Annotated in this window: 13 protein-coding genes; 2 read left to right on the top strand and 11 right to left on the bottom strand. The window is 73.4% G+C overall.

The genetic code is table 11. From position 1 onward, the window contains the following. Nucleotides 1–49 precede the first annotated feature (49 nt). The 6 genes from FB382_RS04035 to FB382_RS04060 form a co-directional block, all read right to left on the bottom strand. Nucleotides 50–550, bottom strand: a complete 501-nt coding sequence (locus tag FB382_RS04035; protein WP_125035266.1) for a hemerythrin domain-containing protein — start codon at nt 548–550, stop codon at nt 50–52. A 104-nt stretch (nt 551–654) separates the two neighbouring features. After that, the gene (locus tag FB382_RS04040; protein ID WP_182537012.1) at nt 655–945 is read right to left on the bottom strand and encodes a DUF1876 domain-containing protein; all 291 of its coding nucleotides are present in this window, start codon (nt 943–945) and stop codon (nt 655–657) included. A gap of 87 nt (nt 946–1,032) precedes the next feature. After that, nucleotides 1,033–2,598: a peptide chain release factor 3 gene (locus FB382_RS04045; RefSeq protein ID WP_182537014.1), complete on the bottom strand. Its 1,566-nt coding sequence runs from the start codon at nt 2,596–2,598 to the stop codon at nt 1,033–1,035. 110 nt (nt 2,599–2,708) lie between these two features. Then, on the bottom strand, nt 2,709–3,305 hold the full coding sequence (locus tag FB382_RS04050) for a hypothetical protein (RefSeq protein WP_182537016.1): 597 nt from the start codon (nt 3,303–3,305) through the stop codon (nt 2,709–2,711). A 131-nt stretch (nt 3,306–3,436) separates the two neighbouring features. Next, complete coding sequence (locus FB382_RS04055) at nt 3,437–3,799, bottom strand: hypothetical protein (RefSeq protein ID WP_182537018.1); 363 nt, start codon at nt 3,797–3,799, stop codon at nt 3,437–3,439. Between the two features lie 98 nt (nt 3,800–3,897). After that, complete coding sequence (locus FB382_RS04060) at nt 3,898–4,650, bottom strand: SDR family oxidoreductase (RefSeq protein WP_182537020.1); 753 nt, start codon at nt 4,648–4,650, stop codon at nt 3,898–3,900. Between the two features lie 173 nt (nt 4,651–4,823). On the opposite strand from FB382_RS04060, the gene FB382_RS04065 reads away from it, so the two are divergent. Both FB382_RS04065 and FB382_RS04070 read left to right on the top strand, forming a co-directional pair. Beyond that, a complete protein-coding gene (locus FB382_RS04065) occupies nt 4,824–5,174 on the top strand; it encodes an STAS domain-containing protein (RefSeq protein WP_182537021.1) in 351 nt (116 codons plus the stop codon). A gap of 22 nt (nt 5,175–5,196) precedes the next feature. Then, nucleotides 5,197–5,427 (top strand): hypothetical protein, encoded by a 231-nt coding sequence (locus FB382_RS04070; RefSeq protein WP_182537023.1) that lies wholly within the window; start codon nt 5,197–5,199, stop codon nt 5,425–5,427. A 6-nt stretch (nt 5,428–5,433) separates the two neighbouring features. Here FB382_RS04070 and FB382_RS22760 read toward each other — a convergent pair whose 3' ends face one another. From FB382_RS22760 to FB382_RS04095, 5 genes are all read right to left on the bottom strand, one after another. Beyond that, nucleotides 5,434–7,674, bottom strand: a complete 2,241-nt coding sequence (locus tag FB382_RS22760) for a LuxR C-terminal-related transcriptional regulator (RefSeq protein ID WP_182537025.1) — start codon at nt 7,672–7,674, stop codon at nt 5,434–5,436. A gap of 17 nt (nt 7,675–7,691) precedes the next feature. Beyond that, a complete protein-coding gene (locus FB382_RS04080) occupies nt 7,692–8,693 on the bottom strand; it encodes a DUF5995 family protein (RefSeq protein ID WP_220481253.1) in 1,002 nt (333 codons plus the stop codon). A 118-nt stretch (nt 8,694–8,811) separates the two neighbouring features. Continuing rightward, nucleotides 8,812–11,133 carry an ATP-binding protein gene (locus FB382_RS04085; protein WP_182537027.1) on the bottom strand — a complete coding sequence of 774 codons (2,322 nt, stop codon included), beginning with the start codon at nt 11,131–11,133 and terminating at the stop codon, nt 8,812–8,814. A gap of 165 nt (nt 11,134–11,298) precedes the next feature. Continuing rightward, nucleotides 11,299–12,693 (bottom strand): multicopper oxidase domain-containing protein, encoded by a 1,395-nt coding sequence (locus tag FB382_RS04090; RefSeq protein ID WP_343055480.1) that lies wholly within the window; start codon nt 12,691–12,693, stop codon nt 11,299–11,301. Then, on the bottom strand, nt 12,690–13,331 hold the full coding sequence (locus tag FB382_RS04095) for a DivIVA domain-containing protein (protein ID WP_182537029.1): 642 nt from the start codon (nt 13,329–13,331) through the stop codon (nt 12,690–12,692). The genes FB382_RS04090 and FB382_RS04095 overlap by 4 nt, the downstream gene beginning before the upstream one ends. Nucleotide 13,332: the final 1 nt, after the last annotated feature.

Consider the following 13,332-nt stretch of genomic DNA (forward strand, 5'->3'; position numbering starts at 1 on the left):
GCAGAGGCCCCCACCGGGTGGACGGTGGGGGCCTCTGGTGACGCAGGGGTCAGGAGATGATCGCGTCGATCGTCTTCTTGAGCGCGCTGGGCTGGGAGGGACGCTTCGGGGCCGTCTTGCGGGCCTCGATCATCTCGGCCCCGATCTCCTGCAGCACCGTCCGCCCCAGGCCCTCCCGGACCTTCGGGAACCACTCCTGCTCCTCCTCGTCCATGTGGTGCCGGACGTTCTCGATGAGCACGGTGGTCTTGGCGACGAAGCGCTCGCTGTCGGGCTTCATGGCGGCCAGCTCGACCACGAGAACATCGGCGACGTGGTGCTCCTCGTAGGACTCCAGGACGTCGTCCTCGACCTCGGGGAGCAGCTCGCGGACGCGGGGATACATCACCTCGTTCTCGAGGTAGGTGTGGACCGTCAGCAGCTCGATGATCCGGTCGACGGCGGCGCCCTTCGCGGCGTACGCCTTGTCACCGGCCTCCTCGAAGTCGGTGAAGGCCTTGCGGATCAGCTGGTGCTCGTCCTTGAGCAGGACGATGGCATCGGTGGACATGGGGTCTCCCTGGATCGGCTGCGGGGGAGCGGGTGCTCCGGGAGTCCCGTACCCCGCAGCGGCGAAGGTGACCTCGCCCCTCCGGGTGAAGCCGACGCACGCCGTCAGCCCGGACGCACCGGCTCGTCCACGTCGATGGTCGGACGCCGGCCGGGGCTGTTGGCCTCGATGTCGGCGATCGTCGACTCCATCAGGTCGTGGACCAGGCCGTTGAGGGCGCGGCAGACCGCGAGCTCGTCGCCGATCTCGGGTACCTCGGGGTCGCTCGGGTTCCGTCGGGCGGCTCCGACGTTGCGCAGCTCGGTGCCGAGACCGGTCCGCAGGACGGCCTCCGCCCTGGTGCGCGGCCCGTCCTCGAACAGGAAGAGGTCGATGGTCCACTTCGCCGTGTGCATGGCTGGTCCTTCCGTCGCTCCGTGCTCCGACTCTCGTCGTTGCGGGGCGCGGCCGACAGGGGCCAAGGTCCGCCGGTGCGGGGCCGGTCAGCTCCCGCCGGCGGGCAGGGCCTCGAGCAGGATGTCGGGGTTGTCCCGGGCGGTGACCATGGCGCGCCACTGGTCGACGAACAGCGCCAGCCGCGTGCCGTCGCTGCGCTGGAGGACCTCGATGCCGCGCATCCCGGACAGCTTCGCGGCGCCGGCGGCGTCGGTGATCCGGGCGACCTGGTAGTCGAGCCGGGAGAAGCGGATCGGGGCGTTGAACTCGTTGGTCATCCGGTCCTCGACGACCTCGAACTGCATCGGACCGACCGCCGCGAGCACCGGGGTCTGGTCGCCGCGCAGGTCGGAGCGCAGCACCTGCACCACGCCCTCCTGGTCGAGCTGCTCGATGCCCTTGCGGAACTGCTTGTAGCGGCCGATGTCGCCGGCGCTGGCGGTCACGAAGTGCTCGGGGGCGAAGGTCGGGACGGGCGGGTACTCGATGGCGTCGCCGACGTACACCGTGTCCCCGACGCGCAGCGCCTGCGCGTTGACGAAGCCGATGATGTCGCCGGGCTCGGCGTTCTCGACCGAGGTCGTCTCGCGGCCGAAGACCGCCTGGGCGAACTTCGTCGCGAAGGGGCGACCGGTGGAGGCGTGGGTGACGACCATGCCGCGCTCGAACGTGCCGGAGACGACCCGCGCGTAGGCGAGCCGGTCGCGGTGGGCGTTGTTCATGCCGGACTGGACCTTGAACACGAAGGCACTGAACTCGTCGTCGACCTGGCGGAGCGAGCCGTCGACGCCCGCCGTCGCGCCGGGCTCCGGGGCCAGGTCGAGCAGCAGGTCCAGCAGCTGCGCGACGCCGAAGTTCTGGAGCGCCGAGGCGAACATGACCGGCGTCGTCTCGCCGGCCAGGAAGCGCTCCTGGTCGTGGTCGGCCTCGTCGAGGCCGAGCAGGTCGTGCTCCTCGACCGCGGCCGCCCACACCTGCGCGTCGTTCTCCTCGACCTCGTCGGCCGTCATCCGCCGCTCGGGGGCCCGCGTGGCTCCACCGGCGGTGCGGGTGTACTTCACGAACTCGCCCGTACGTCGGTCCAGGACCCCGCGGAAGTCGCCGGCCTCGCCGACGGGCCAGGTCAGGGGAGTGGGGCGGAGCTTGATCTTCTCCTGGATCAGGTCCATCAGCTCCAGGGCTGACAGGCCGGGCCGGTCCCACTTGTTGATCACGGTGATCACCGGGATGCCGCGCAGCGCGCAGACCTTGAACAGCTTGAGGGTCTGCGGCTCGAGCCCCTTGCCGGCGTCGACCAGCATCACGGCCGAGTCGACCGCGGACAGCACCCGGTAGGTGTCCTCGGAGAAGTCGCTGTGGCCCGGGGTGTCGACCAGGTTGATGACGTGGTCGCGGTAGACGAACTGCAGCGCCGCGGAGGTGATCGAGATGCCGCGCGCCTTCTCCATCGCCATCCAGTCCGACACCGTGGCGCGCCGGTCGCCCTTGCCGTGGACGGCGCCCGCCTCGGTGATCACGCGCGCGTGCAGCGCGAGCGCCTCGGTCAGGGTCGACTTGCCGGCGTCGGGGTGGCTGATGACGGCGAAGGTACGGCGGGGGCGGGTGTCGGGCACCGAGCGAATCTACCCGCCGGACGCCCGGACCCGGGCATCCGCCGGAGCACACGAACGCCGCCCGGAGCCGGGTGGCCTCGGGCGGCGTCGCTGTGCTGAGTGGTGCCGGGTCAGACCGGCTGCGCCACCGGCTGCGTGGCGCCCTGGTCCGCGGCGACCGCAGTGCGGCGGGCGTGCCACAGGCCGAGCGCGACGAGCAACAGCAGGATGGCCCCTCCGGCGAAGGACGCGATGGCGGCGATGCCGGCGATCGTCCCGACCGTCGCGAACGCGTAGCCGTAGAGCAGCAGGCCGCGCAGGGTGTTGCCCATGAAGAGCGTCTGGCGCAGCTGGCCGAGGGCCTGGCCGTCGGCGGAGGCCTTGTCGGCGTCGGACAGCCCGATGTACTCACCGCTGACGTCCTCGTAGGTCCGGTTGCCGCTCGCCTCGTTCATGTGCACGAGGATGTAGTGGTCGGCGAAGGCCTTGGCCTCCGGGCCGGTGTCCAGCTTGCTGCCGGAGTACTTCTTCAGCGCCGAGGCGTCGGCGGACGGGAGACCGGTCAGGGCGTCGCCGCCGGGCATCGTGATGTCCTGCATGACCAGCTGGGTGTGTACCTGGTCGCCGATGAAGCCGTTGGCCCAGGTCAGCAGCCCTCCCGCGATCAGCAGGAAGCAGGCCAGGGCCAGGCCGATCCACGAGACGAGCTTGTCGAGTACCGAGCGCATGTTGATCTTCCTCACGTCAGTCCGGGTGGGCTGTCCACCCGAGGACGACGCTAGGGACGCGGGCAGGGTGCGCCACAGGGCACAGCGACCGCACTCGCGGGGCCGTAGGTCCCGTCGCGGCGGGACGTCCGTCAGCCGAGGACGAGGGTGGCGACGTACGAGAGCAGGTTCACCCCGATGAAGGACAGGGCGATCACGGCGCCGATCACGGCCGGGACCCGTCCGTCCGGACGGCCGAGCCGCATCGCCCGGCGTCCCTGGGTGACCGCGAGGATCCCGGGGACGGCGAAGACGACGAGCGCGGGTACGCCGGCGACCAGCACCTGCCACAGGGCGGGGTCGGCGGGGTCGTCGGTGAGCGCCGCGTAGAGGCCCTCGCCGATCACGAAGGCGACGATCGAGGAGACGGGGTAGAACGCGAGCGACCACCAGGCGCGCCGGGCGGCCGTGTCGGCCGGTGACCGGGGTCGAGACGCGTGCTGCTGGGCCGACATCGGTGGCCTCCTGACCTGGGGTCTCACCTCGAACCTAGGTGCCCGGAGCCCGGTGCGCCGCCCTCGAAGGTCCCGGGCGGGCAGGCGTTGGTCCCGCCTCAGCGGCCGCCCGAGACGTCGAGGAAGGCGCCGGTGGTGAAGGACGCGGCCGGGCCCAGGAGCCAGGCGATCGCCTCGGCGACCTCGGCCGGCCGGCCCGCGCGGCCCATCGGCTGGGTCGGCCCGAGGCGGGCGGCCCGCCCGGGGTCGCCGCCGCTGGCGTGCATGTCGGTGTCGATGATGCCGGGCCGCACGACGTTGACCCGGATGCCCTCCGCGGCCACCTCGAGGGCCAGCCCGCGGGACAGGGTGTCCAGGGCCGCCTTGCTCGCCGCGTAGTCGACGTACTCGTTCGGGGAGCCGAGCTCGGACGCGCGGGAGGAGACGTTGACGATCGCGCCGCCGGCGCCGCCGCGGGCGGTCGACATCCGGGCGACCGCCTCGGCGCAGCTGGCCGCCGCCCCGAACACGTTGACGGCGAAGACGCGCTCCCAGCGCGCCCGGTCGACGGCGTCCATCCGGCACTGCTGCTCGAGGACCGCCGCGGCGTTGACGAGGGCGACGACGCGGCCCATCTCGTCGGCTGCGGCGAACAGGGCCCGGACGTCGTCGGGAATCGCGACGTCGCAGCTCACCACGCGCACCTCCGTGCCGGCGCCGGCCAGCTCGGCCGCGAGCGCGTGGGCGGTGTCGTGCTGCGACCGGTAGCCCAGGCAGAGCGCCTGCCCGGCGGCCGCGAGCCGGCGGGCGGTGGCCGCGCCGATCCCGCGCGTGCCGCCCGTGATGACGACGACGCCCTGGTCAGCGCTCATGCCAGCCCCCGATCGCGAGTGTGGTTCTCCGAACACTCGCACGCCTCCCGGACTACCTGCACGGGAGATACGTAGTCGCCTCCGTAGTCCCTCGGAGGCCCCGACGCGCCGGAGACGTCACGATCGAGGTACGACATCGCAGTCGTACTGGAGCTCTTGGGAGGGATGCCCCGATGCACGAACCGTCACCACTGCCCACGCTGTTGAAGATCTCGCTGGTCCCCGACGCGCCGTACCTGTTTCTCGACCTGGGGGGAGAGCTCGACCTGAGTGGAGTGGGAGAGGTGCCGATGCACGCGTACGCCGAGCGCCGGGACATCACGACGGTCCTGGTCGACCTGGGCGAGCTCACGTTCTGCGACGCGACCGGACTCCGGACGCTGCTGTCCTTCCAGCGTGCGCAGGAGGAGCTCGGCCGGACCGTCTCCGTGGTCCGGGCCAGCCCGCTCGTGTGGCGGCTGATGCGGATCTGCGGGCTCACCGAGCGGCTGGAGTTCGCGCCCCAGCTGGACACGGCAGTCTGAGCACGTGGCGCGGAGAATCGTCATGACCTGCGACCTGTGCGGCCTGACCCCGACCGACGAAGTGCAGCACCGGCAGTGGCACGGTGACCTGACGGCGAGCCAGCGCCTCGGCGCCGCGGCCCGCGGCACCTACACGTGTGACCGCTGCTTCGCCCAGGTGAAGCGCGCCCACCGGGACGCGCACACGCACTGGCACGCGGTGCTCATCGAGCTGGCGCGCGCCGTCGACCGCAGCCACCACACCCGGGCCTGAGGCCCGTCAGGGGCGCCGGGCCGCCAGCTCGACCACCCAGGCGGCGACCTGCGTGCGCGACCCGAAGCCGAGCTTGCGCAGGATGTTGTCGACGTGGGTCTCCACGGTGCGCTGCGAGATGAACAGCTCCTCGGCGACCTCCCGGTTGGACAGTCCGCGTCCGACGAGCTGGGCCACCTCGAGCTCGCGCCGGGTCAGCGGGACCTGCTCCTCCGCCGGGGTGGTCGCCTCGACCGTCCGGTCCAGGGCCAGCGCCAGCACCTCGTCCTCGGGCAGGGCGGCGCCGCGGGCGAACGCGGTGCGGAAGGCGGGAGTGCCTCGGTCGATCCCCGCGCGCTCCTCGCTCAGCCGGCGGTTGGCCGACAGGTAGGGCACGGCGTCCGGGTCCACCCCGAGGTGGCGCCAGTGCGCGTCCGCCGCGCCCAGCAACGTCGCAGCACGCTCGGTGCGCCGCTCCGCGGCCGCCACCCACGCGAGCACCTCCAGCACGAACGCCGTGGCCGAGCGGTCGCCGAGCTCGGCGCTCATCACGAGCGCCCGCCGCTCCAGGTCGGCGGCCGTGTCCGCGTCGGCCCGCAGCAGCGCGAGCATCCCCAGCGCGGACAGGGCGTAGGAGCGGACGTGCACCTCGCCGACCGGCTCGGTGAGGTCCACGCAGGCCTGGAGGGTCACCCCGGCCCGGTCCAGGTCGCCCACGAAGGCGTGGGACAGACCGAGCACGAGCACGGCCGTCACCTCGAGCATCCGGTCGCCGGACGCGTGGGCCGCGGCCACCGCCTGCTCCAGCGACACCAGCGCCTCGTCGGGGGCGCCCCGCCAGCTCGCCTCGAGCGAGCGGGCCACCAGCAACCGGCCGCGCGTGGCGTCGTCAACGGGGTGCTCCGCGACCACCGCGTCGGCCTTCTCGAGCAGTGACCGACCCGCGTCCGGGTCGCCCTGCAGGGTCGCGGTCCAGCCGGCGAGGGCCAGGGCGCGGACCCGCGTGTCCGGCCGGGCGTCGGCGGCGTCGCAGGCCCGGGCCAGCCAGTGCCGGGCCTCGCTCACGCGCCCGGTCACCGCCCACCAGGGCTCGAGCGCGGCCACGATCTCCAGGGCCTGCGCCGCATGCCGTGGGTCGGCGACGGCGTACCGCAGCGCCTCGCGGAGGTTGGCGTGCTCGCGTCGCAGGGTGCGGTAGGACGTGGCCTGTCCGGGACCGAAGAAGCCGGCGGCCGCGGTGCCGACGAGGTCGGCGTACCAGGCCAGGTGCCGGGCGCGGGCCGCCTGCACCTGGTCCTCGGTGAGCGTCTCGCGGGCGTACTCCCGGAGCGAGTCGAGCATCCGGAACCGGACGTAGGACGCCCCGTCGTCCTCGCGGGTCAGCACCGACTTGTCGAGCAGCCCGTCGACGAGGTCGAGCACGTCGCCGGCGTCGAGGCCGTCGCCGGCGCAGACCTCCTCGGCCGCCTCGAGGGGGAAGCCGCCGGTGAACACCGACAGCCGCGCCCACAGCAGCTGCTCGTCCGGGGTGCACAGCTCGTGGCTGGCCTCGAGCGAGGCCCGGAGCGAGCGCTGCCGGGCCGGGGCGTCGCGGGCGCCCTTCACCAGCAGTCGCTGCCGGTCGTCGAGGCGCTCGAGGATGCCCTGCGGGGAGAGCACCAGGATCCGGGCGGCGGCCAGCTCGACCGCCAGCGGCACCCCGTCGAGCGCCTCGCAGAGTCGCGCGATCGCGACGGCGTTGTCGTCGGTGAGCCGGAAGGACGGCAGGGCGGTCGCCGCCCGGGTCGCGAACAGTGCCTGGGCGTCCTCGGCCGGGAGCGGTCCGACGGGGACGACGACCTCGCCGGTCACGCCGAGCTGCTGGTGCGAGGTGGCCAGGACGCGCAGCCTGGGGGCCGCGGCGAGCAGCGCCGCGACCAGTGACACGGCGGCATCGAGCATTGCCTCGCAGCCGTCCAGGACGAGCAGGCCGGCGCGGTCGGCCACCGCGGCGGCGACCTCGTCGGCCGACGCACCCCGGGCCTGGACGCCGATCACCCCGGCGACCGAGTGCCCGAGCAGGTCGGCGTCGACCAGGTCGGCCAGGTCGAGCACCCACGTCTCCTCCCGGCGCGCCCGGCCGTGGTCGGCGGCGGCGGCGCGGGCGAGCGTGGTCTTCCCGATCCCGCCCGGACCCGTCAGGGTGACCAACCGTGCGGAGCCGAGGGTGCTCCGCAGGTCGGCCAGCTCCTGGCGGCGTCCGACCAGGTCTCCGTGACGCGAGGTCACCAACGTCCGGGCACCTCCTAGTAGCCGAAGGGCTTGGCCCACCCGAAGTCGTAGGCCTCCGGGGGAGCGTCGGCGTAGTGCGCGCGGCAGAACCGGTCGCGGGCGACAGGTGAGCTGAGGCCCGGGACGTAGGACTGAGTGGCCAGGATGCCCTTCGCCGCCTGGGTGGCCGCCGCCTCGATGGAGGCCGCGACCTGGGCGCGCGCGTCCGCCGTCGGCGCCGAGACCAGGGCCTCCGCGTTGCGCCAGGCGGTCTCGCGCCACTGCGAGACCAGCTGGAAGAGCGCGAGGTTGCTGATGCCGTAGGGGTCGTCGCCGTCGTCGACCGTGGGGTCGAAGCGCGCTGCGAACTCGGCGATCAGCGGCTCGGTGGCGGTGTAGAGCCACCGCTCGACCGCGTCGTAGTCGGGCTTGCGGGAGGACCCGTCCGGGGCGACCAGCCCGACCGCGGCGAGCACGAACGGCAGGTCGCGGTTGATGTGGGCGTTCATGCCGAGCAGCAGGCTGCCGGTGCCGGTGACGCGCTCGTCGCGCGAGGCGTCCAGGGCGATCTGCCAGGCCTCCGGCACGGCGGCGCGGTTGCCGGACTGGTAGTTGTAGTAGGAGTCGGTGAAGTACTTCGCGAAGACCGCGTCCTGGTGGTTGGCGAACGGCACGTCCGCGTAGTAGCCCGGGATCGCGCGGCTCCAGCCGTAGGTCTGCGTCATCCGCAGGTAGGCGCGCGCGAAGATCGCGTTGTGGGAGCAGCTCGTCGCGGTGTCGTCCGCGACCCGGGCCAGCTCCCTGAGCGTCGCCTTGAGGCACTTGTCGCGACCCGCCACGCAGTCGTTGTCGCTGGTCGGGATGTACTGGTCGGTCCACCCGGAGAGGTACGCCGACCACGGGACGTTGGGCTGTGTGGTGCCCGCAGACGCGGGCGGGCCGGTGGCCGCGAGCGCGGCGACCAGCGCTCCCGTCAGGACCGTCCCGATCCAGCGGGTCGTGCGGTGCATGGACTTCTCGAGCATGTGCTTGCTCAACAACGTGGCTCCCTCCCCAGGCAGCGTTGTGCGCCTTCGATCATGCGCAGGGAGAGGGACCCGGCGCCGCAGCACGTGACGTGCGCTACACGCCAACCTGCAATGGTCTAGTCCACCCTCATTCCGCGGGGTGCTGGGCGGCCACCCACGCGGCGACCTGGGACCGCGAGGTGAGGCTGAGCTTGCCGAGGATGTGCGCGACGTGGCCCTCCGCGGTGCGGCGTGCCATCACCAGCCGCTCGGCGATCTCTCGGTTGGTCAGCCCCTCGGCAACCAGCGTCGCGATCTCGGCCTCCCGACGGGTGAGCCGGACCCCGTCGGCCTCGGGGTCGGCGGCAGCCGGCGTACGGCGTCCGACGGCGAGCGCGACCGCCTCGTCGAAGCGCAGCGCCGCCCCCTCCTCGAAGGCCCGCGCGAAGGCGAGCTCGCCGAGCGCCTCGCGGGTCCGGGCCAGGCACCGGTCGTGGTCCTCGTGGAGGTGGCCGAAGAGGGTCGCGCCGATCGAGTCGAGGGCCGACTCCACCGCGCCCAGCAGCCGCGCGGCCTCGGCGGCGTGCCCGGCCTCGGACTCCGCCCACGCGACGACGGCGAGCGACATCGCCATCCCCATCCGGTCGCCGAAGGGCTCCTTGAGACGGAGCACGTCGCGTGCGTAGGTCCGCGCGCGGGTGCCGCGACCGAGCCGCCACTGCACGAGCGCCTGGACCCAGCGGGCCATCGCGGCGCACCAGCGCTCGGAGGCCGCCTCGCTCAGGGCGATGCACTCCTCCGCGCGGGCCATGGCCCGGTCCGGGTCGTCGAGGGCCGCGTGCACCGTGGCGACCTGGACGAGCGCCAGCGGGACGCCGAAGGGGTCGGTGCCCTCGCGGTGCAGGTCGAGCGCCTGCTCGAGGAGCGGCAGGGCGGCGGCCGGCTCGCCCCAGAAGGCCGAGGCCAGGGCGAGGCCGTGCAGCGAGTGTGCGCGCCAGGTCGCGTCGCCGGCCGCCGTCGCGGTGGCCAGCGCCTCCTCCAGCAACGGCCGGCCCACCTCGATCTGTCCCTGCAGGACCGCCAGCCGGCCGGCCACCTCGAGCCCGGCCGCCCGTGTCGTGCCGGCCGCGTCCTGCTCGCCGAGCTGGGCCAGCAGCCGCTCCACCCAGGCCCGTCCCTCGCCGAAGCGGCCGACCATCACCCAGTGGTGCTGCATCGCGCAGGCCATCCGCAGGCCCTCGGCCGCGTCGGCCGGGTCGTGGGCGAGGCGCTCGAGGGCGGACCGCAGGTTGTCGTGGTCGGCGCGCATCCGGTCGAACCAGTCGACCTGCGCCGGCCCGAAGAGCTCCCGGGCGGCCCGTGCCGCCCGCTCGGCGTACCAGTGGCGGTGGCGCTCGGCGTGCTGGGCCGTGCCGCCGGCCTCCGCCAGCCGCGCGGCGCCGTACTCACGCAGTGAGTCGAGCATGTGGAAGCGGGCCGCGCCGCCCACGTCGGACGGCTCGCGCACGAGCACCGACTTGGCGACCAGCCGGTCGACGACGTCGGGCAGCGCCTCGACCGGCAGGTCGTCGTCGCACGCCACGGCCTCCAGTGCGGCGAGGTCGAAGCCGCCGCTGAAGACCGACGTGCGGGCCCACGCCATCCGCTCGCGCGGCTCGAGCTGGTCGTGGCTCCAGTCGAGCAGCGCCTGCAGGGTCTGCTGCCGCGGCGACGCCGCCCGGCTGCCCCGGGTGAGCAGGGCGAAGCGGTCGTTGAGCCGTTCGAGGATCTGCTCGACCGTCAGCGACCGGACCCGCACCGCCGCCAGCTCGATGGCGAGGGGCATCCCGTCGAGGCGGCGCACGAGCTCGGCGAGCGCGTCCTGGTTGTCCGCGGTGACCTGGAACGACGACCAGCTGGCGGCGGCCCGGTCGACGAAGAGCCGGACCGCGTCGAAGTGCATCAGGGCCTCGGGCGACGCGACACCGCGCCCGGGCATCGGCAGCGGCGGCACCGGCAGCACCAGCTCGCCGGGCAGCGCCAACGCCTCCCGGCTGGTCGCGAGGATCCGGAGGGCGGGGCAGGCGTCCAGCAGCTCGGCCGCCAGCGCCCGGGCCGCGTCCTGCACGTGCTCACAGTTGTCGAGGACCAGCAGCAGGTGCCGCTCGCGCAGGTGCGCGACGAGCCGCTCGGTCGGGCTGCCGGAGGCGGACCGGAGCCCGAGCGCCGCCACCACGGTGTCCGGCACCAGCTCGGGCAGGGGCACCGGGGCCAGCTCGACCACCCAGGCCCCGTCGGCCAACCGGCGCTCCTGGTCAGCCGCGGCGCGGTAGGCCAGCCGCGTCTTGCCCATCCCGCCGGGCCCGAACAGGGTCACCAGCCGGTGCGAGGCCAGTCCGCTGCGCACCGAGGCGAGCTCGTGCCGCCGTCCCACGAAGCTCGACAGCTCCGCGGGCAGGTTGCTCCGACGTTCCGCGGCGGTGGCGCCCATCCCGCGTCCAGCGTAGCGGCGCGAGACGGCTTCCCCGGGTCGGGGCGTGCTGCTCAGGGAGCGCCCGGGCGCACTCTGGGCAGCACGACTGCGCGGCATGTGCGGCCTGGTCGTCCCGGGAGGGTGGGGGGCCCGGGACGACCAGGCAGTCGAGGGGTCGGGCTCCTAGTTCGTCACCTCGAAGAGCCCGTGCGCCCCACGCTCGGCGTCGGTCATCACGTGCGAGACGAAGGGGTAGTGGCCCGGCTCGGGGAACGTCATCTCCACGAAGCCGCCCTGGGCCGGCATCAGGCCGAGCGCCTGGCTTCCCCCGCTCCCGGTGGCCCCACTGTCACCGCCACCGCCGAGCAGGTAGGCCCCCTCGGAGTAGACCGTGTCGAACTGCGTGCCCACGACGTGGAAGGCGGTCCCACGACTCGGGCCGGCGTCCAGCACCCACACCCGGACGCGCTCGCCGACCTTGGCGGGCAGCGGGAAGTGGTCGTACTGGCGGGGATAGCCGTTGAAGTCCACGGTGTCGGGGACCCCGGCCATCACCTTGTCGGGATCGGCGCTGCCGCCCTGCGGGCCGAAGTACTGCTCGGACTGGACCACGACGTAGCTCCGGTCCACCTTGGGCAGGTCGGGCGGCTCGATGACCACGGCGCCGAACATGCCGTTGGCGATGTGCACCGACATCGGCATCGAGGAGCAGTGGTACATCCAGATCCCGGCCCGCTCGGCGGTGAAGCGGTAGACCACGGACCCGCCGGGCGGGATGGGCTTCATGACGGTGTCGGGGGCCAAGGACCCGGCGTGGAAGTCGATGCCGTGTGCCTCGGTGCCGTGGTTGACCAGGGTGACCTCGAAGGTGTCGCCGACCTGCCCGTGCAGCACCGGCCCGGGCATGGTGCCGCCGAAGGTCCACACCTTCTGCTCGACCCCGGGCGCCACCTCCTTCGTCGACTCCTCGATGGTGATCGTCGACTTGCGGACCTCGCCGCCGGACAGGGGCTTGAGGGGCGGCAGCACCGCGTCGTACGGCGTGAAGTCCGGGCCGGGATCGGCCATCAGGTCCATGTCGTCCGCGGCCGACCCGTCGTGGCCGGACATCGCGGCCATGTCGTGGCCCGACATCGCGCCGTCGTCGGAGGAGGCGCCCCGCGGCACGACCTCCAGCTCCATCCCCATCTGGCGGTGCCCGCTGATGGAGCACCAGCCGTGCAGGGTGTGGTCGACGACCCCGACGTCCACCTGCGCCGACTGACCCGGGGCCAGCCGCTCGCTGTGGGCGCCGTTGTCCAGGACCAGGTCGTGGACCATGTCCTCGTCGTCGTTGCGGAGGTTGATGACCAGCCGGTTGCCGGCGGGCACCTCGATGGTCGGCAGGGAGTAGCGCATGTGCTGCATCGACACGTCGACGTACGTCGTCTCGCCGGTGCCGGCCTTGCCGGTGAGGCCCATGGCGGTGCCGGCGGCCACGACGACGACCACCAGGAAGAGGGCGAGGGCGACCGCCGCCCCCTTCGTGCCCAGCCGCTTCGCGACCGCGCAGCGAACGCGGAGGAGCCGACCGATCACACGGAGCCCCAGGGGTCCAACCCGGCGCTCGGACGCGGCTCGAGCCGCGCCACCTGCGCGGCGAAGGCCTCCATGATCGACTGCATCTGTGCCGTCGCCGCCTGGGCGAAGGACCGCACCTGGTCGACGTCGCCGCCCAGCGGCGCCTCCAGCTGGGCGTAGCCGGCCGAGGGGCCCGGGCCGGTCCGCATCACCATCGCCTGGGCGTCGCGCAGCGTCCGCTGCGCGGTCTGCATCGCCTCCTCGATGATCTTGCGCTCCTGCTCGCGGGCCTGGCCCAGCCGCTGCCGGGCCTCCCGGCTGACGTCCTCGACCATCTCCTCGGCGACCAGCTGGGCCTGGCTGAAGAGCTCCACGACCTGGTCGTTCACGCGCTCCTCGGCCGGGGTCCGGTCGGCGAGCTCACGCAGGGGCCCGATCTCGGCCTGGAGCCGGTCGAGCTCGGCGCGGAGCCGGTCGTTGTCGGCCTGGAGCTCCTGCATGTGGCGCTCGGTGCCCTGCACCTGGTCGGCCAGCAGGTCGAGGTAGTCGCGGACCTCGTCCTCGTCGAGGCCGCGCAGCCGGCGCGAGAAACCCTCGTTGCGGATGGCGGTGGGCGTCTGGTGGCGCTGCCAGGCCTGCTCGGTGTTGGTCTTCACT

This window comes from Nocardioides ginsengisegetis (assembly GCF_014138045.1).
Classification (GTDB): domain Bacteria; phylum Actinomycetota; class Actinomycetes; order Propionibacteriales; family Nocardioidaceae; genus Nocardioides; species Nocardioides ginsengisegetis.

Bases quoted from the DNA above. Each gene is read 5' to 3' on its own strand.
- FB382_RS04035 (WP_125035266.1), bottom strand. From the start codon at position 550: ATGTCCACCGATGCCATCGTCCTGCTCAAGGACGAGCACCAGCTGATC.
- FB382_RS04040 (WP_182537012.1), bottom strand. From the start codon at position 945: ATGCACACGGCGAAGTGGACCATCGACCTCTTCCTGTTCGAGGACGGG.
- FB382_RS04050 (WP_182537016.1), bottom strand. From the start codon at position 3,305: ATGCGCTCGGTACTCGACAAGCTCGTCTCGTGGATCGGCCTGGCCCTG.
- FB382_RS04055 (WP_182537018.1), bottom strand. From the start codon at position 3,799: ATGTCGGCCCAGCAGCACGCGTCTCGACCCCGGTCACCGGCCGACACG.
- FB382_RS04060 (WP_182537020.1), bottom strand. From the start codon at position 4,650: ATGAGCGCTGACCAGGGCGTCGTCGTCATCACGGGCGGCACGCGCGGG.
- FB382_RS04065 (WP_182537021.1), top strand. From the start codon at position 4,824: ATGCACGAACCGTCACCACTGCCCACGCTGTTGAAGATCTCGCTGGTC.
- FB382_RS04070 (WP_182537023.1), top strand. From the start codon at position 5,197: ATGACCTGCGACCTGTGCGGCCTGACCCCGACCGACGAAGTGCAGCAC.
- FB382_RS04085 (WP_182537027.1), bottom strand. From the start codon at position 11,133: ATGGGCGCCACCGCCGCGGAACGTCGGAGCAACCTGCCCGCGGAGCTG.